This window comes from Nitrosomonas sp. Is35 (genome assembly GCF_033063295.1).
Lineage (GTDB): Bacteria > Pseudomonadota > Gammaproteobacteria > Burkholderiales > Nitrosomonadaceae > Nitrosomonas.
The window spans coordinates 465,897-483,434 of sequence record NZ_JAWJZH010000001.1 but is presented as its reverse complement, the minus strand read 5'-3'; the positions used below and the strand labels follow the sequence as shown (position 1 = coordinate 483,434).

Here is a 17,538-nt window from a genome sequence, read left to right as displayed (position 1 = left end):
AAGCAATTTCTGCAGATAATTTTAATTAAATAACCTCAAGAAGCTTGCCTACTGAGAAAATTCCTTTAATTACAGTCACTCATGCTGCTCATCTTTTTTTATTTAAATTATCATTTCACACCCTGTTTCAGGCTCGCTTCAATAAAGCTATTCAAATCTCCATCTAAAACACTTTGCGTATTCCCGATTTCAACATTTGTTCGCAAATCTTTTATGCGCGACTGATCTAATACATAAGACCGAATTTGATGACCCCAGCCAATATCTGTCTTCGTTTCTTCTATGGCTTGCTTTTCTTCGTTACGTTTACGCAGCTCCGCTTCATACAAACGCGATTTCAGCATAACCATCGCATCTGCTTTGTTTCTATGTTGCGAACGTCCGCTTTGACATTGCACAACTATCCCCGTCGGATTGTGAGTAATGCGAATAGCGGAATCGGTTTTATTGATATGTTGACCTCCCGCACCCGATGCGCGGAATGTATCTATGCGCAAATCGGCCGGATTAATTTCAATTTCTATCGTATCGTCGACTTCAGGATAAACAAAAACACTTGCAAATGAGGTATGACGCCGGTTACCGGAATCAAACGGTGATTTTCTAACCAAACGGTGCACACCTGTTTCAGTGCGCAAATATCCATACACATATTCACCTGTCACTTTCAAGGTAGCACTCTTGATGCCGGCAATATCCCCCGGTGACTCTTCCAAAACTTCAACTGCCCATCCTTGCCTTTCACAATAGCGCAGATACATACGCTCAAGCATGGCAGCCCAATCTTGCGCTTCCGTTCCACCCGAACCCGATTGAATATCGACAAAACAATTCTTTGGATCCATCGGATCGGAAAACATACGGCGAAACTCCAGATTTGCAATGACCTGCTCTACCTTATTGACATCAACGTCAATACTCTCAAGCGCCGCTTCATCGCTTTCTTCCTTCGCAATTTGAAATAACTCTTCCGCATCCTGCAACTGCTGCTCCATTGATACCAATGTCACCACAATATCTTCCAACAGCTTTTTTTCTTGTCCAATTTCTTGAGTGCGCTTACTATCATTCCAGATTGCCGGATCCTCAAGCAAACGCGTTAACTCATTTAATCGAGTCTGTTTAGCATCGAAGTCAAAGAAACCTCCGTAATTCACCGGCACGATTGCCCAGATCCTGGAGATGATTAGAAATTGCATTAATTTGTTCTGCTTCCATATATTTCACCTTTAGTTTGAATTTACTGATTATACCGTTTACTGGATTCTAGTTCCGGGCGCCGTCCGCCAATCCAGTCATTGCATATATATTCCCGATAACACGCAAGAACGATTGGTAACAATTTCAAACAAGCGATTAATAAAAAATTATAATGACCGGCTTATATATATGGTTAGCTGACCGCACACTTTTATCCGCTAACCTATTTTTTAAAACCGATCTCGTCACCGCTTAAATAATGTCCAAATTCTTTGCCTTAATTCCTGCCGCTGGCTCAGGCTCACGCATGGGGAACGAACTCCCCAAGCAATACTTGCCGTTATGCGGCAAACCGATGATCTATCATGCAATCAAAACATTATGTAACAATCGGTCGATTGCGGGGGTATTTATCGTACTGGCACCCGGCGACACCCATTGGTCTCAATCCGATTGGTCCGAATTTTCTCAAAAATTAACAGTATTACAATGCGGTGGCGCAACCCGGGCGGACAGCGTGCTCAATGGCCTTACCGCCGCACAGCAAAAGAACCTGATTAATCCACAAGACTGGGTGTTGGTGCACGATGCTGCCAGACCCTGCTTAACATTAGATCAACTGGATAAATTGATCAGTGAATTAGCCGGTGACGCAGTAGGTGGATTATTGGCTGTACCTGTAGCCGATACTTTGAAGCGCAGTGACGCAGACAACCACGTGAGACAAACCGAATCACGCGATAATCTATGGCAAGCGCAAACACCGCAAATGTTTCGCTGCGAGCTGCTCACCCGGGCGCTGAAAAATGCGACAAATATTAGCGTGACGGACGATGCCAGCGCCATTGAGGCATTAGGACTTCATCCCAAACTGGTGCCTAGCGATGCGTACAATTTTAAAGTAACCTACCCGCAGGACTTGGCTTTGGCCGAATTGATCATACAAAAAAGGAATCATCCGTGAGCACGATAAGAATAGGACAAGGTTTTGACGTTCATCAACTGGTTGAAGGACGTCAGTTGATCATAGGCGGCGTTACGATCCCGCATGAAAAAGGCCTGCTTGGCCACTCGGACGCGGATGTGTTATTGCATGCCATCTGTGATGCACTGTTAGGTGCGGCGGCATTGGGAGACATCGGACAACACTTTTCCGATTCCGATCCGCGCTACAAAAATATTGATAGCCGCGTGCTGCTGCGCAATGTATACAGTTTGCTGGAAAATAATCATTACAAAATCGTCAATCTCGATGCAACCATTATTGCGCAAGCCCCAAAAATGGCACCGCATATCCCGGCAATGATCGCCAATATTGCACAAGATCTACAAACATCAGCACGCAACATCAATATTAAAGCCAAAACAGCCGAACATCTGGGCGCGATCGGCCGCAAAGAAGGCATCGCAGCCGAAGTCGTATGCCTGATCGACCGCGCGGAAAGTAAGATTGACTAAACAAGATGCTGATCCGGAAATAAAATCCATTCGTGTGTTCTTTGCTATTTCTCCCAGTAAAATTGTACAAAGACAGCTGGCGCACCAGGCAGAATTACTGGCGCCCATTTGCGACGGGCGACAAATCGTGATACCGCATTTTCACCTCACGCTGGTATTTCTGGGTAATGTCAGCGTTCATCGCATCGAAACGCTCCGTCACATTATGAGAAATATAGCAGCACAGAAATTTGCGCTTTGTTTGGATAAGATCAGCTATTGGAAACACAATCAAATTATTTACCTCCACGCGAAGCAATTCCCGGCTGAACTGTTCGATCTGGTTGCTGCATTACAATCAACTCTGTCAGAAGCCGGATTCCCATTTGACCGCCGGGTGTACAAACCGCACCTTACGCTCTTCCGGAAAGCCGCGCATCCAGTCAATACGGAGCTGATCAATCCGATTCATTGGCCTGTCAGTGAATGGATTCTGTTGCAATCGAAACCAACGCAAACAGGCGTTGACTATGTTCCACTCGGTCACTGGCAGTTAAAATAAGCAGCCAACAGCAAGAATTTCATAGCGCTAACTTATTTCTCAATCGTATTGACAGTAAAACTCCCACATACCTCGGCCCGCAATTAACTTGAAAATTCTCGCTCTCGAAACCTCTACTGAATTTTGTTCCGTCGCACTCAGTCTGGACGGCACAGTATCCAGTCAGGAAATCCTTGCCGGACGCACTCATTCTGAAATGATTCTCCCGATGGTACAAAAATTCCTGGCAGAAGCAGAATTAGCATTGCAACAATTGGATGGCATCGCTTTCGGCGCAGGTCCCGGATCTTTTACCGGTCTACGCATTGCCTGCGGCGTTGCGCAAGGTTTGGCTTACGCCACCGGCCTCCCGGTTGCGGCAATCAGCACACTGGAAGCTGTCGCTCAACAAGCTGACGCAGAAAAAGTGATCGTAGCCCTTGATGCCCGTATGGGTGAGCTTTATTATGCCGCCTATCAGAAATCGGCACATATCGGCTGGACAATTATCAACCCGCCCGCACTCTGCCTGCCGCAACAAGCGCCAGCAGTTTCCGGTAATGGGTGGCATGGATGCGGCAGCGGTTTTGATGTTTATCCGGATTTATCGCAGTTGTATCGCGAACATATTCAGCAGATACATTATGGACTACACCCGCGAGCACTAGAAGTGGCGCAACTTGCGCTTCCTAAATTCCGCGATGGCGCATGTATTGATCCGGCTCATGCAATGCCCGTATATATCCGCAACAAAGTCGCGCTAAAGGAAAACGAGCGATGAACATGGCAGCGCAACAACCTATTGAAATCAGACCGATGCAACTTTCCGATCTGGATCGTATTATCCTGATCGAGCGGGAAATCTTTCTGTTTCCATGGTCACTGGGAAACTTTGCCGATTCCATCAAAACCGGATATGTGTGCCGGGTTCTGCAACAAACCGATGCGCTGATGGGTTACGGAATCATGATGATGAGTCCTGAAGAAGGCCATATCCTCACCCTCGGCATTGCCGCCAACTGGCAAAAACAGGGCTTGGGGAAAAAAATGCTGCAATTCCTCATTCAGCATGCCAAAGAACAAAACGCAAAATCGATTTTCCTGGATGTGCGCGAATCCAATCAAGGTGCCGCACAGCTATACAAACAAATGGGTTTTCAGCATATCGCCACACGCAAAGGCTACTACCCCGCCATGTGCGGACGCGAAGATGCGCTTGTTATGCGGCTGATGTTATGAATACCCGGCGCAGGCAAATACTGAAGGAGTTGAATTTGCTGCCGGTGTGGCGGTTAAAATCAGACACTACGCAGCACAGCGAAGCAGCTGAACCACATGTTGCTGAAAGCGGAAATTTACCGCTGCCGTCCGAGTCTGAGAAAAGTACGGCACAGTCGCCCATAACTCAGATGGATTGGGATCAGTTGAAGGCGGCGGTAGCACATTGTGTTGCATGCCCTTTAAGCCAAACACGCACCCAGACCGTATTTGGCGTTGGCGCTGAAAATGCCGATTGGCTATTTGTCGGAGAAGGCCCCGGCGCGCGCGAAGATGAAATCGGCGAACCGTTTGTCGGTCAAGCCGGCAAGCTGCTGGACCAAATGCTTGCTGCGATTCACTTAAAGCGCGGCGAGCACGTTTATATCGCCAATATCGTCAAGTGCCGCCCGCCCAATAACAGAAATCCGAGCTCGAATGAAGCACTGCAATGCGAACCTTACTTAACCCGGCAGATCACATTAATCAGACCCAAGCTCATCGTCGCGTTAGGCAAGGTTGCCGCGCAGAATCTTCTGAAGTGCGACGACAGCATTTCCAGTTTGCGTGGCAAAGTACACGATTATTCAGGCATACCGTTGATTGTTACCTACCATCCGGCTTATCTGCTACGTTCTCTGCCTGAAAAAGCAAAAGCTTGGAAAGATTTGTGTTTCGCACAAACAACGATGCAATCACTGCGATAGCATCTGCCCTTCATGATCAGTGTATTTTCTTTGCCCCGATCAAATGAAGCGAGTCTTCTTTACTTTGATTTAATAAATGCCATTTCCGTATCAATGCCATCATGACAGAAACAAATAATCCGAAAGCGGCAATCACAATATAGATGTGCACTTCAAACCATATCAGCAATGCATAGAGTAACAACATCGCCAGAATACTCAGGTTTTCATTGAAATTTTGCACCGCAATGGAATGCCCCGCACCCATCAAAATATGTCCGCGATGTTGCAGTAAAGCATTCATCGGTACCACGAAGAATCCTGCCAGGCCGCCAATCAGCATCAGCAATGCGATTGCGATCCATAAATCTTTTACCAGAATCATCGCCATCACCACAATGCCCATCGCAATGCCCAATGGAATCACTTTGACGGACTGCCGCAGCGAAATCCACCGGGCTGCCATCACAGCGCCCACGGCAATTCCCACTGCAACCACACCCTGCAATTGCGCAGCTTGATTGAGCGGATAATTCATCGCCACTTCGGCCCATTTCAACACAATAAACTGTAATGTCGCACCCGCGCCCCAAAACAGCGTGGTCACCGCAAGCGAGATCTGCCCCAGCTTGTCGGTCCATAATAATTTCACACAGTGTCTAAACTCGTGAATCAGAAAGAAAGGATTCTTTTTGGGAATGCGATGATCAACGCCGGTATTCGGGATATACAGATTAAACAACGCGGCGATGGCGTAAATGACGGCGATGATCAGGATACCGCTTTCCAATGCGTTATCGATCCCCGTGTCGATCACAGGAAAATCAAACTGCAGCAGCGTGCCTGCTACAGCCGGTGTAATCAGCACACCGCCCAATACCGTACCCAGCACTATCGATGCTACCGTTAATCCTTCGATCCAGCCATTGGCGATCACCAATTTCTCCGCGGGCAATAATTCGGTCAAAATGCCGTACTTGGCAGGCGAATAAGCGGCCGCACCGAGTCCCACTACCGCGTACGCAGCCAATGCGAAATATTGATGCATGGCGATGAAGAGTAATCCACAGCCGGTAATTTTGATGGTGTTGCTAATGAACATGACGCGCCCTTTCGGCATAGAATCCGCAAATGCGCCAACGAAAGGAGCCAGAATCACGTAGAACAACACGAAAACAAACTTCAGCATGGGTGTTAAATAGGCAGGTGCATGTAAATCAATCAACAGTGCAATCGCCACAACCAGCAACGCGTTATCTGCCAAAGAAGAGAAAAACTGCGCTGCCATAATCGTATAAAAACCGCGTTCCAAGCTATTTCCTTGTATATTTATTTTTTCTGAGTGAATTCAGGTGTTGAGTCATTCTTTCATGCAACACATCACCTGTGTAACAAAATCACCAACTGCAGATCTATTCAAGCGCTTCCAGTCGGGCGCACAAGATTAGATTAGCATATCATGCCGCTTCGCATGTTAAGGTATGTCGACATAATAGTTAAATCGGTATCACAAAATTAGATTATTATAAAAAAACTTGCGAATAATACTCGCTCTTGCTTATTCTGAACATTAAATTCATGCCACGCCCTACCCAAGCTTTTATCGACCTTACCGCTTTAACCCATAATCTATCCGTAGTCCGCCAACATGCCCCACAGTCGCGCATCATGGCAATCCTTAAAGCCAATGCTTACGGTCATGGATTACTCCATAGCGCCAGCGCCCTAAAAAACGCCGATGGATTCGGATTACTGGAGCTGGATGCGGCAATATGCCTGCGTGATGCCGGTTACCAGCATCCGATCTTGCTCCTGGAAGGTTTTTTTTCAACCGAAGAATTAGCAATTCTTGAGCAATACCGTTTGAGCGCGGTCGTCCATCATGCTGAGCAAATTGCCATGTTGTCAGCTTCCAAGCATTACAACATTGATTTATTTATAAAGATTAATACTGGGATGAATCGTTTGGGGCTAGCGCCACAGCAATTTTCACAAGCCATCGGCACACTGATCGAGAAGCAATACTACAAAAACATTACATTGATGACACATTTTGCTTCCGCTGATGAACCTGGCGAAGCAGAGAATGTCATTGGGCAGTTACAGTACTTTGAAACCATCACGAAAGAGTACCGCCATTATCCCAGCTCACTCGCAAATTCAGCAGCAATCATTCGTTATCCTGTCACGCATACCGATTGGGTGCGCCCTGGCATTATGCTATACGGGGCCTCGCCTTTTACGGATAAAACCGCAGCAGAGTTGCACTTGCAACCCGTCATGACGCTTTCGAGCAGAATTATTGCCACACAGGATTTGGGAGTTGGTGACAGAGTCGGTTATCACGGCCTTTTTCAAACGGCCGAGCCAATGCGCATCGGTATTGTCGCATGCGGCTACGCGGATGGATATCCACGCCACGCGCCAACAAACACCCCAGTATTGATCAATAATCAACGCAGCCGGTTGTTGGGCCGGGTGTCAATGGACATGCTTGCGGTAGACTTAACCGGTATTGAAAATGCCGGACTGAATAGCCCCGTTACATTATGGGGCAAAGGATTGGATGTTGATGAAGTTGCTCAGAGTGCCGGTACAACCAGCTATGAGTTGCTTTGCGCACTATCCCCCCGGGTAGAAAAGACTGCTTCGCTGTAAAAACACAGCATCGCAATCCGATCTATCCAGGACACACGCAATTACAAGTGCTACTCTACTTTTGCTTTGCTGCGCAATTCTTGCACCACTGTTCCAAATTCGCGCTGCAATACACGTTGCTGAATATTTTGTTTAACTTCTTCAAAAGGTGGTACTTCCATTGGACGGATATCCATTAACTGAATCACGTGCCAGCCAAAAGATGTTTGCACGGGTTGTTCCGTCAATCCCCCTTTGGATAATTTCACCAGTGCTTCGGAAAATGGTCTGACATAAGCTGCCGGTGGGCTCCAATTAAGCTCACCGCCATTTTCTTTACTGCCGTCATCAACCGATTTCTCTTCAGCTATTTTTGCAAAATTACCGCCTTTTTTGAGTTTTGCAATAATATCCTTGGCTTCATTTTCATTGGCGACAAGAATATGGCGTGCCTTGTATTCTTTATCCCCCATTTGCACTTTCAGAACTTCGTATTCTTTGCGCAAAGTCTCTTCACTCACCACATTATTTCTGATGTAATCCGCTTGGAAAGCTCTGACCAGCACTGCCTGACGAGCTATTTCGAGTTGTGCAATTACGTCGGGATCTTTATCCAGCTTCTTTTTCACTGCTTCTTGCGCGAGGATCTCTTCAGCAATCAGATTTTCACGCAAAGCCTTTCTCATTTCCGGACCATCAGGCTGTCCCTGCGCCGCACTGGCCTTCACCATTAATTCCAGACGTGACTGCGGAATTGCTACGCCATTCACCTTAGCCACGGTACCTGTCGATTGGGCTTGAGCTGATAGCGTCATCACTCCTAAAACACTAATCATCATTGCCTGTGAGAATTTCGTCAAACGCATTGAATTTCCTTTTTTGTGATTGAGATAAAATTTATATTCGCCAGAATATATCGCCGCGAGAAAGTATACGCCTTAACTGAATCGACGTGAATCTCTACAGCCCATTATTTCTATTGAATAACTTGATACTGTTGAAGAAATGGTTTTGCAGTTGCCTTACGCCGGTAACACTTTTTTAAAAGGCTTTACGGTCACTTTCTGATAGACGCCCGCACTCACGTAGGGATCGGCGTTAGCCCACGCCTGCGCTGCCTCCAAGGACTCAAACTCAGCTACAATCAAACTGCCGGAAAACCCTGCAGGACCAGGATCTTGACTGTCGATAGCCGGATAAGGACCGGCCAAAACCAAGCGTCCTTCATCTTGTAATACTTGAATTCTTTTCAGATGCTCCGGACGGACTGCCATCCGTTTTCCCAAGCTATCCGGCACATCTTCTCCATTAATGGCATATAACATTATCGTTCCTTGTTCGCTTTATTTTCTCTTTCACCCTTGAAATCATCCGGCTCACCGGCAGGAGCATCCGCAGTCAATGTGGCCGGTGCATCTTTCAAATATTTTCCCAACATCAACACTTGTCCGATAACAAAAACAAGCATCAATCCCGTCGCACCAAAAAGCTTAAATGTAACCCAGGTATCTACCGGAAAATTAAACGCGACATAAAGGTTGACACACCCCATCGTAAGAAAAAACCCCACCCAGCTTAAATTGAGTCTGCTCCAGACAAAAGGCGGTAAAACCATCTGTTTCTCAAGCATGGCCTGTATCAGGTTTTTTCTAAAAATTACATTGGATCCTAATAAAACGGTTGCGATCAACCAATACAACACGGTTGGTTTCCATTTGATAAACATCTCATCCTGGGATATTAATGTCGCACCACCAAAAATGACGATAACAGCCAAATTGATCCACATCATCTTATCGACGTGGCGATTGCGAAACCAAAGCCAAACTATTTGTGCAATCGCTGCCACTATCGCAACCGCAGTGGCGATGAAGATATCGTACAGCTTGAACGCCAGGAAAAATAAAATTACCGGGAATAGATCAAAGAGAAATTTCATCGCTGCACGTATCGTGAATTTTTTAAATGGCTCGTCCGAGAGTAGATCATCAAAAGCAAGAAATGTTTCTTACTCCAATACCGGAGGTAAATGAGGAGTGAGGCTATTTTTCTCCTGCGTCGCCGCACCCAACAAAGCATAACCAAGCAATCGACCGGTATCATCTTTATAGAGCGCCTTTACACCATTTTGATCGGCTTCCACATGCCATTCACCTTTTATAGTGAAATCGGGTGGTGAAACAACCGCAGGACACGCCGGTGTTTTAACGATAACCGGCATCGCCGGATAACGAACCTCTGTCGGATTGCCTGCAAGCGTTGCCGCCAGAGCCCGGGCTGCATGCGTGATCGGCATCACAAAAGGCAACACTTTTCCTGCAACTTCGGCGCAATCGCCCAAGGCATAGATATCGTCAAACTGTGTTTGTAACAAGCGGTTAACGACAATTCCGCGATTAACAGGAATACCGGCTGATGCGGCCAGTTGTGTACGTGCGCGTAACCCAACCGCGGACAAAACGATATCTGATTCAATTACGTTGCCATCGGCGAATGTCAGGCGTAGTCTTTCTTGCGCTTGATCAATGGACTGTGTGGTTGCGTTCAAATGAAATACCACACCCGCCGCTTCCAGCCTTTGCCGTATAAAGGCCCCGCCTGCTGGCGGCAGAAGACGCCCCAGCGGCTGCGCGCTGATATCTATCACATCGACATGGTAACCGGCGGTTGCCAGATCGTTGGCAAATTCACAACCGATCAAACCCGCGCCAATAATGCTGATACGTTTTTTTCCGGTCAGTGCAACGCGAAATTTTTTATAATCGTCAAGATCATTAATAGTCAATATACTCGACACACCATCGCCCGAAAGCGGCAAATGCACTTGATCAGCGCCCAACGCCAAAACCAATTGACTGTAGGGAATTTTCTCACCATCGGCCAATGTCACTGCGCGCGCGGCTTGATCAATCGCACTGACACGGCAGTGGGGTCGAATGGAAATCTTCAATTGTGATGCCATTTGAGTGGCGTCACCGTTGACAATCGATTCGGGAGTTTTCCCGGATGACAATGCATTTGACAGCATGGGCTTGGAATAAAAACCACCATGATCGGCAGATAGCATGATGACATCAAATTCCGTATTTAGTTTACGTAATTCTCGCGCCACCGCATAACCGGCTAATCCGCTTCCTATAATAACTACGGAATTCTTCATTAACTCAAATCTCCACCATCACTAAATCCACCTCATTCACGCTAACCCTATGACTGCCATCGTAGCGGCATAGCGGCAATCGGCTTTTTTTCCTGGATTGACAAAAAACAAGGCACACTGATTAGCGGAGTACGCTTCCTAATCAATGTGCCTTGTTGTATCTACTCTATTTGTATGCGCACGGATGCGGCACGCATCCGGGATCAAAAAAGATTCCCGCGCTATCTATTTTTCTTCAGCCTTGTTGTTCACCAGACTTGTACGTCTTTGCAAATAAGCATCGCGCACGAATTCATACTTGTCCAATGCAGCTTCCTCGAGTGTCTTATCTTGTTCCAGGAATTGCGCCCGCGCATTAACCGTTCTCGCTGCAGCTACAGGGAGACGTAGCGCCGTTGTATTAAGATAAGGAACACCGGTCATAAAAACACCCGTCACCCCTTGCGTCACAGGATCCATAAAGAAGCTGTCGACAGCGATACCGAATGTATCACGAACAGAACTTGGCCCCAGCAAAGGCAATACAATGTAAGGCCCACTGCCGACTCCATAGCGTCCCAGTGTCTGACCAAAATCTTCATTTCGTTTGCTGAGATTAATATCGCTCACAGCACTGATATCACTCGCGATATCGATCATGCCGAATATCCCGAAAGTGGTATTGACCAATAAACGTGCACTACTGGCAAGCGCGCTCTCGTAATTTAATTGCAGCACGGAGTTAGTGATTACCACCACTTCGTTCAAATTGGAGAAAAAGTTTCCAACAACCAGTTCAACCGGATCAGGTGTAACCCGCTTATAGCCTCTGGCCACAGGGTCAAAAACATTGTCGTACACCATTTCATTGAAATTAAAAACAGCGCGATTCATGGATTCCAGAGGATCGTTCACACTATTTTGGTTGTTCACGTTCGCGCTCGCCGCTGTCTTCGTTGAGGCACAACCCGTTAAAAACAAACCAGAAACCAGCACAGCAATAGCTACGGTACGGATAATATTAATCATGTTCTTATTTCTTCTAATAAAAATTTCGGTCGATCTTGCCACATTTATACGATAGGTTCAATACAACCTCGCACAAAGTGCTATTTTTGTTCAGGCGGTCATCCATCGATACTATGCGGAATAATTAGGAAGTTTCCAATTCATCAGGTGCCCGGCGTTCAATATACGACAAATTATGCCCGCACTTTATAAATTATGGATTCAACAATAGCATGGACAAAACGATGCAATTCTCCGGTTACGCCGTTTCCATCCCGCTATGGCGCAATAACGCATCCAATTCCGGCTCACGGCCTCGAAACGCAATAAATGACTCGAGTGCGGAGCGGCTTCCTCCCACAGCCAGAATTTCTTCCAGAAAATGCGAACCCGTCGCTGCATTCACGACACCATCCGAAGCGGTTTCTTCAAACATGCTGTAGGCATCCGCCGAAAGCACTTCCGCCCATTTATAACTGTAGTAGCCCGCGGCATAGCCTCCGGCAAAAATATGCGCGAAACTGTTGGGGAAACGGTTGAAGTCCGGTGGAATAATTACCGCGACCTGATTGCGGATATCATCCAGTAACTGTAATACCGTCCGATCGCCGTCCGGTTTAAAATCGAAGTGCACATGCATATCGAACAGCGCAAACTCAATCTGCCGTAGCATCTGCAAGCCACTTTGAAAATTCTTGGCTTTTATCATCTTATCGAACAGCGCTTTGGGTAATGATTCTCCTGTTTCAATGTGCTGAGTCATTCCGGTCAACACATCCCATTCCCAGCAAAAATTTTCCATGAACTGGCTTGGCAGCTCCACCGCGTCCCACTCAACGCCGTTAATTCCGGATACCCCCAAGTCTTCCACTTTGGTCATCAAATGATGCAAACCATGACCAAACTCATGAAACAACACAATCACTTCATTATGCGTAAATAAAGCTGGACGGGGTTGATCATCCATCGTAACCGGTGCCGAGAAATTACACGTAAGGTATGCGACCGGCAGTTGTATCCCGTTTTTTCCCGTTTGTTGATTATCGATCCGGCGGCGCGTAATCGCGTCATCCATCCAGGCGCCGCCACGTTTGGTAGGCCGCGCATAGAGATCCAAATAAAATTGACCGATTAATTGACTATTGGCGTCGTGAATATCAAAGAACTTGACATCGGGATGCCAGCGCTGAATATTGCGTGCAGGCGCCGCAAGCGTGATGCGGATGCCGTACAGCTTTTCCACCACTTTAAACATACCGGTCAATACTTTATCCTCTGGAAAGTATTGTTTAACCTCCTGGTCCGAAAAAGCGTAGCGCTCTTGCCGCAATTTCTCACTGACATACGCCAAATCCCATGCTTCAAGTCCCGGCAGATTCAATTTCTCTGCGGCAAACTGCTGCAATGCCTGTAGATCGCCCACAGCGTATGGTTTCGCCTTAGCAGCCAGCTTCGTCAGGAAATCCAAAACTTGCTGCGGAGAAGTTGCCATTTTTGTCGCCAGCGAAACCTCGGCATAATTATCATAGCCGAGCATTTGCGCCGCTTCGCGGCGTAGCTCCAGTATTTTGTTGATCAACGGCATATTATCTTTGCTCGAATCACCCTGACTATCGAACTCGCTGGCGCGCGTCGCATAGGCGCGGTACATTTGTTCGCGCAAATCGCGGTTATCGGCGTATTGCAGCACGGGAAGATACGATGGCATGTGCAGGGTGAATTTCCAGCCTGTTTTGCCATCCGCTACGGCTAACTGTTGCGCCGATTGCAGCACATCGTCCGGAATACCCGCCACCTTCTCCGCATCTTCAATCAATAATGAATAAGCATTAGTGGCGTCGAGTAAATTATCGCTGAACGTGGACGTCAACTTGGATAGTTCTTCCTGGATTTGCAAGAAACGTTGTTTCTTTTCAGCCGGTAACTCGGCACCACCCAAACGGAAATCGCGCAATTCATTGTCGATGATTCGCTTCCGCGCCGGAGTCAGTTGATCGAATTCCGCACTTGCACGTAACTGTTTAAATTTCTCAAACAACCGCACATCTTGCGATAACTCGGCATAAAACTGCGTGATCAAAGGCAGATTAGCATTATAGGTCTCACGCAGCTCCGGCGTATTCATCACCGCGTTCAGATGCGACACTTGTCCCCAAGCACGGGATAACCGTTCATTGGCATCGGTCATCGGCTGCACAAAAGTCTGCCAGGTAGATGCTTTGTCATCCGCCCGCACCTTGTCAATCACCGCGCGATTTTCCTGTAATAACGCTTCAATCGCTGGCGTGATATCTTCGTTCTTTATTTCTGCAAAACAGGGCAGTCCGGAAAAATCAAGTAATGGGTTTGACATGGCGCTCCAAATGATCGGTTAAAAACAAAAATGATAGGGAAATTTTGCTGAAGACTCAGCACTCGTAAACAATATGACCATTTACCAGGGTATATTTAACACCACCCGGTATCTCCATCCCCATAAAAGGCGTGTTCTTTCCTTGGCTTTGAATGGCTGATGAGGTCACCTTCCAGTAATGGTCAGGATCAAAAATACAGATATCCGCAGCACTGCCAAGCGATAAATGCCCTGCGTCAATTCCCAGTATCCGGGCCGGATCCGAGGTAATCTTGGATAACACGTTGAGCAATGGCAGGCGCATTTCCGATCCCCATTTCAAAGTGAGCGGCAGTAACAACTCTACCCCCGTCGCGCCAACCTCGGATTGACCGAACGGCAATAATTTGGCGTCTTCATCCACCGGCGCATGATCCGAACAAATCGCGCCGATCGTGCCATCCAGCAAACCGTGACGCAACGCATCACGATCACTCGAGCTGCGCAATGGCGGCATCAGGTGACAATTGGAATCAAAAAACCCGATATCCATATCCGACAAGTGCAGATGATTAATCGACACGTCGCAGGTGATCGGCAAACCTTGCTGCCTGGCTGTACGAATCATCGCCAGCCCTTCAGCGCTGGAAATCCGGCACAAGTGCACTCTGACGCCGGTTTCCTTGGTCAATAAAATAATATTGCCGATGGCAATCGTTTCAGCGCATACGGGAACTGTCAGCAAACCCAGCCGGGTTGCCACTTCGCCATCATGCGCCACGCCATCGCCGGTCAGCGTGATTTCCTGCGGACGCAACCACACGCTGAAACCGAACGTCGATGCATACAACATGGCCTGCATGAGCACCCGCAAATTCGGTAATAACCCGTCCGATTGCCCAAAAACCACGCATCCGGCGTCGTTCAGTTCGGCCATCTCGGTTAAGCGTTCACCTTTCAATCCTTGTGTCAATGCGCCAATCGGATAGACATGCGCCTGATTGAGGCTTTTGGCGCGATGTTTCAGCATTTCCACCAGCCCCGGCTCGTCCAAAGGCGGATCGGTGTCCGGCGGACAGGCGATGCTCGTAACACCACCGGCAACCGCCGCGGCCATTTCCGATTCCAGCGTAGCCATATATTCCAGCCCCGGTTCACGCAGACGCACGGACAAATCGACCAGCCCCGGACACACGATCAGCGATTGCGCATCGATCGCCCGGCTGGCTTGAAATTCATCCGGCGCCGCACCGATGGCAACGATTTTACCTTTGGCAATAAAAATATCTTGCACGGCATCGATACCGTTTTTTGGATCGATCAAGCGCCCATTTTTAATATGAATTTTCATGCAACCGCCTCTAAACCTGATTGCCTGCCAGAATTGACATCACCGCCATGCGCACCGCTATGCCGAATGTCACTTGCGGGAGAATCACCGACTGTTTGCCATCCGCGACTTCCGAATCAATTTCGACACCGCGATTCATCGGCCCCGGATGCATCACGATAGCATCGCGCCGGGCGAGCGACAGTTTTTCCGGGGTCAGCCCATAATATTTAAAATATTCCTCCGGGCTGGGCAGATTCGCACCTTTCATGCGCTCATTCTGCAAGCGCAACATCATCAGCACGTCAATGTCCTTGAGTCCCTTGGCCATATCGTGATAAACGTGCACCCCCAAGCGTTCCACCATTTTGGGCAGCAGCGTTTTAGGCGCGATCACACGTACTTCCGGCACACCAAGCGTGGTCAACGCATGAATTTGGGAGCGCGCCACTCGGGAATGCAAAATGTCACCAATAATCGCCACGCGCAAGTTGCGGAAATCACTTTTGTAGCGCCGGATCGTAAACATATCCAATAAAGCCTGGGTCGGATGCGCGTGACTGCCATCGCCAGCATTGATCACATGAATATCCGGTTGCACATGTTTTGCAATCAAATGCGCCGCGCCGCTCTGCGCATGCCGCACGACAAACATATCCGCATTCATCGCGGAAAGATTGTTGACCGTATCCAGCAGCGTCTCGCCCTTGGATTGCGCTGAAACGGCAATATTGAGATTGAACACATCCGCCGATAAGCGCTTGGCGGCGATTTCAAAGGTTGTGCGCGTGCGCGTGCTCGGTTCGAAAAAAAGATTGAATATTGACTTCCCGCGCAACAGGGGAATTTTTTTGACATCACGTTCCGTGACACCGACAAATGACTCTGCGGTATCCAGGATATGCAATAAAACAGAAGCGGGTAATCCCTCGGTTGTCAGCAAATGCTGCAACACGCCATCTTCATCCAGCTGCGGGTTCCTATTGATCATTCCGGAAGACTCTTATCGTACAAATGAAAGCTTAACTTTCCGTTCTCTCCACACTTTAACTCAAGCATTTTATCCGCCGGTAACTCCAGCGTAATGCCGGTATATTGCGCGGCTATCGGCAATTCCCTGCCGCCCCGGTCGACTAAAGCGGCAAAACTAATCGAAGCGGGGCGACCGTAATCGAACAACTCGTTGATCGCAGCACGGATGGTACGCCCCGTCTGCAACACATCGTCCACCAGCAGAATATGCGCACCTTCCACTGCGAACGGTATTTCCGACGGCTTAACCTGTGGATGCAAGCCTATCTTATCGAAATCGTCACGATAAAAAGCAACGTCCAGCGTCCCTAGCGGTTGCTGGATCCCCAGTGCTTGATGCAGGCGCTCGGCCAGCCACACCCCGCCGGTGTGAATACCAACCAGCGCAAAATCCCTGCCCGCATCGGCTTGGATTTTTTTAGCAAGACTGTCGAATGCTTTCTCAGCGTCTGGTAATTGCATACTGCTCGTCAAAAAATGATTGAAGGATTTGTTGTGCCGCGATCTGATCCAATACCGCTTTTTGTTTTCTTCCTGTGATACCGGCTTCGCGTAACGTTGCACTGGCTGTTTCGCTGGTATAGCGCTCGTCTTTCATGATCACTTGGATATTAAAACGGCCTGACAGCCGCCGCGCGAAACGCTGACTTAATTGCGTCAATTCATGCGCCGTGCCGTCGCTATGCAGCGGCAAACCCACAACCAGCAAAACCGGCTGCCAGGTTTGGATCAATTGCCCGATCAGCGCGAAACGCCGCTCCGTCAATTCACTGTCCACCGTGGCCAGCGGATGCGCCACCCCCACGGCTGTATTGCCAATCGCCACACCAATGCGTTTTTTTCCGAAATCAAAGGCCAGCACGGCTCCGGCTGGAAGCTGTTCTGGCACATGATTTTCCGGTGGTTCATCGAGAAGACTTTCCGTCATACAGAACTAAT

19 protein-coding genes are annotated in these 17,538 nt (G+C 48.1%); 7 read left to right on the top strand and 12 right to left on the bottom strand.

The annotated features are described in order from the left end of the window. Positions 1-110: 110 nt before the first annotated feature. A protein-coding gene (prfB, locus tag R2083_RS02275; protein WP_317529934.1) for a peptide chain release factor 2 occupies positions 111-1,218 on the bottom strand; the annotation gives its coding sequence in 2 pieces (ribosomal slippage) (positions 111-1,136 and positions 1,138-1,218; 1,107 coding nt in all). Between the two features lie 241 nt (positions 1,219-1,459). Between prfB and ispD the strand changes: the two genes are divergently transcribed. The 6 genes from ispD to R2083_RS02245 all read left to right on the top strand — a co-directional run bounded on the left by ispD (position 1,460) and on the right by R2083_RS02245 (position 5,142). Further along, the gene (gene ispD / locus R2083_RS02270; RefSeq protein WP_317537364.1) at positions 1,460-2,164 is read left to right on the top strand and encodes a 2-C-methyl-D-erythritol 4-phosphate cytidylyltransferase; all 705 of its coding nucleotides are present in this window, start codon (positions 1,460-1,462) and stop codon (positions 2,162-2,164) included. Continuing rightward, positions 2,161-2,658: a 2-C-methyl-D-erythritol 2,4-cyclodiphosphate synthase gene (ispF, locus tag R2083_RS02265; protein ID WP_317529932.1), complete on the top strand. Its 498-nt coding sequence runs from the start codon at positions 2,161-2,163 to the stop codon at positions 2,656-2,658. The genes ispD and ispF overlap by 4 nt, the downstream gene beginning before the upstream one ends. Continuing rightward, the gene (gene thpR / locus R2083_RS02260; protein WP_317537363.1) at positions 2,651-3,199 is read left to right on the top strand and encodes an RNA 2',3'-cyclic phosphodiesterase; all 549 of its coding nucleotides are present in this window, start codon (positions 2,651-2,653) and stop codon (positions 3,197-3,199) included. The genes ispF and thpR overlap by 8 nt, the downstream gene beginning before the upstream one ends. Before the next feature lie 88 nt (positions 3,200-3,287). Further along, entirely contained in the window at positions 3,288-3,959 is a 672-nt protein-coding gene (gene tsaB / locus R2083_RS02255; RefSeq protein WP_317537362.1) for a tRNA (adenosine(37)-N6)-threonylcarbamoyltransferase complex dimerization subunit type 1 TsaB, read from the top strand. A 2-nt stretch (positions 3,960-3,961) separates the two neighbouring features. After that, entirely contained in the window at positions 3,962-4,417 is a 456-nt protein-coding gene (gene rimI / locus R2083_RS02250) for a ribosomal protein S18-alanine N-acetyltransferase (protein ID WP_317529929.1), read from the top strand. After that, on the top strand, positions 4,414-5,142 hold the full coding sequence (locus tag R2083_RS02245) for a uracil-DNA glycosylase (RefSeq protein WP_317529928.1): 729 nt from the start codon (positions 4,414-4,416) through the stop codon (positions 5,140-5,142). The genes rimI and R2083_RS02245 overlap by 4 nt, the downstream gene beginning before the upstream one ends. A gap of 16 nt (positions 5,143-5,158) precedes the next feature. On the opposite strand, the gene lplT is transcribed toward R2083_RS02245, so the two are convergent. Beyond that, the gene (gene lplT, locus R2083_RS02240) at positions 5,159-6,433 is read right to left on the bottom strand and encodes a lysophospholipid transporter LplT (RefSeq protein WP_317529927.1); all 1,275 of its coding nucleotides are present in this window, start codon (positions 6,431-6,433) and stop codon (positions 5,159-5,161) included. A 266-nt stretch (positions 6,434-6,699) separates the two neighbouring features. On the opposite strand from lplT, the gene alr reads away from it, so the two are divergent. Then, on the top strand, positions 6,700-7,779 hold the full coding sequence (gene alr / locus R2083_RS02235) for an alanine racemase (RefSeq protein WP_317537361.1): 1,080 nt from the start codon (positions 6,700-6,702) through the stop codon (positions 7,777-7,779). 50 nt (positions 7,780-7,829) lie between these two features. On the opposite strand, the gene R2083_RS02230 is transcribed toward alr, so the two are convergent. From R2083_RS02230 to ruvX, 10 genes are all read right to left on the bottom strand, one after another. Further along, entirely contained in the window at positions 7,830-8,624 is a 795-nt protein-coding gene (locus R2083_RS02230; RefSeq protein WP_317537360.1) for a peptidylprolyl isomerase, read from the bottom strand. Between the two features lie 156 nt (positions 8,625-8,780). After that, complete coding sequence (locus R2083_RS02225; RefSeq protein WP_317537359.1) at positions 8,781-9,083, bottom strand: YciI family protein; 303 nt, start codon at positions 9,081-9,083, stop codon at positions 8,781-8,783. Next, positions 9,083-9,697 (bottom strand): septation protein A, encoded by a 615-nt coding sequence (locus tag R2083_RS02220; RefSeq protein ID WP_317529924.1) that lies wholly within the window; start codon positions 9,695-9,697, stop codon positions 9,083-9,085. Before R2083_RS02220 ends, R2083_RS02225 begins: the two co-directional genes overlap by 1 nt. A 69-nt stretch (positions 9,698-9,766) precedes the next feature. Continuing rightward, the gene (locus R2083_RS02215) at positions 9,767-10,918 is read right to left on the bottom strand and encodes an NAD(P)/FAD-dependent oxidoreductase (protein ID WP_317537358.1); all 1,152 of its coding nucleotides are present in this window, start codon (positions 10,916-10,918) and stop codon (positions 9,767-9,769) included. Positions 10,919-11,143: 225 nt separating this feature from the next. Further along, entirely contained in the window at positions 11,144-11,926 is a 783-nt protein-coding gene (locus R2083_RS02210) for a VacJ family lipoprotein (protein WP_317529922.1), read from the bottom strand. Positions 11,927-12,164: 238 nt separating this feature from the next. Further along, complete coding sequence (locus R2083_RS02205; protein ID WP_317537357.1) at positions 12,165-14,258, bottom strand: M3 family metallopeptidase; 2,094 nt, start codon at positions 14,256-14,258, stop codon at positions 12,165-12,167. A gap of 55 nt (positions 14,259-14,313) precedes the next feature. Next, a complete protein-coding gene (locus R2083_RS02200) occupies positions 14,314-15,588 on the bottom strand; it encodes a dihydroorotase (RefSeq protein WP_317537356.1) in 1,275 nt (424 codons plus the stop codon). A gap of 10 nt (positions 15,589-15,598) precedes the next feature. Beyond that, a complete protein-coding gene (locus R2083_RS02195) occupies positions 15,599-16,558 on the bottom strand; it encodes an aspartate carbamoyltransferase catalytic subunit (protein WP_317529919.1) in 960 nt (319 codons plus the stop codon). After that, positions 16,555-17,061 carry a bifunctional pyr operon transcriptional regulator/uracil phosphoribosyltransferase PyrR gene (gene pyrR, locus R2083_RS02190; RefSeq protein ID WP_317537355.1) on the bottom strand — a complete coding sequence of 169 codons (507 nt, stop codon included), beginning with the start codon at positions 17,059-17,061 and terminating at the stop codon, positions 16,555-16,557. Before pyrR ends, R2083_RS02195 begins: the two co-directional genes overlap by 4 nt. Then, a complete protein-coding gene (gene ruvX / locus R2083_RS02185; RefSeq protein ID WP_317537354.1) occupies positions 17,042-17,527 on the bottom strand; it encodes a Holliday junction resolvase RuvX in 486 nt (161 codons plus the stop codon). Before ruvX ends, pyrR begins: the two co-directional genes overlap by 20 nt. Positions 17,528-17,538: the final 11 nt, after the last annotated feature.

Coding starts and splice junctions, on each gene's coding strand:
- ispD (WP_317537364.1), top strand. CDS start 1,460: ATGTCCAAATTCTTTGCCTTAATTCCTGCCGCTGGCTCAGGCTCACGC.
- rimI (WP_317529929.1), top strand. CDS start 3,962: ATGGCAGCGCAACAACCTATTGAAATCAGACCGATGCAACTTTCCGAT.
- R2083_RS02245 (WP_317529928.1), top strand. CDS start 4,414: ATGAATACCCGGCGCAGGCAAATACTGAAGGAGTTGAATTTGCTGCCG.
- alr (WP_317537361.1), top strand. CDS start 6,700: ATGCCACGCCCTACCCAAGCTTTTATCGACCTTACCGCTTTAACCCAT.
- R2083_RS02230 (WP_317537360.1), bottom strand. CDS start 8,624: ATGCGTTTGACGAAATTCTCACAGGCAATGATGATTAGTGTTTTAGGA.
- R2083_RS02225 (WP_317537359.1), bottom strand. CDS start 9,083: ATGTTATATGCCATTAATGGAGAAGATGTGCCGGATAGCTTGGGAAAA.
- R2083_RS02220 (WP_317529924.1), bottom strand. CDS start 9,697: ATGAAATTTCTCTTTGATCTATTCCCGGTAATTTTATTTTTCCTGGCG.
- R2083_RS02215 (WP_317537358.1), bottom strand. CDS start 10,918: ATGAAGAATTCCGTAGTTATTATAGGAAGCGGATTAGCCGGTTATGCG.
- R2083_RS02210 (WP_317529922.1), bottom strand. CDS start 11,926: ATGATTAATATTATCCGTACCGTAGCTATTGCTGTGCTGGTTTCTGGT.
- R2083_RS02205 (WP_317537357.1), bottom strand. CDS start 14,258: ATGTCAAACCCATTACTTGATTTTTCCGGACTGCCCTGTTTTGCAGAA.
- R2083_RS02200 (WP_317537356.1), bottom strand. CDS start 15,588: ATGAAAATTCATATTAAAAATGGGCGCTTGATCGATCCAAAAAACGGT.
- R2083_RS02195 (WP_317529919.1), bottom strand. CDS start 16,558: ATGATCAATAGGAACCCGCAGCTGGATGAAGATGGCGTGTTGCAGCAT.
- pyrR (WP_317537355.1), bottom strand. CDS start 17,061: ATGCAATTACCAGACGCTGAGAAAGCATTCGACAGTCTTGCTAAAAAA.
- ruvX (WP_317537354.1), bottom strand. CDS start 17,527: ATGACGGAAAGTCTTCTCGATGAACCACCGGAAAATCATGTGCCAGAA.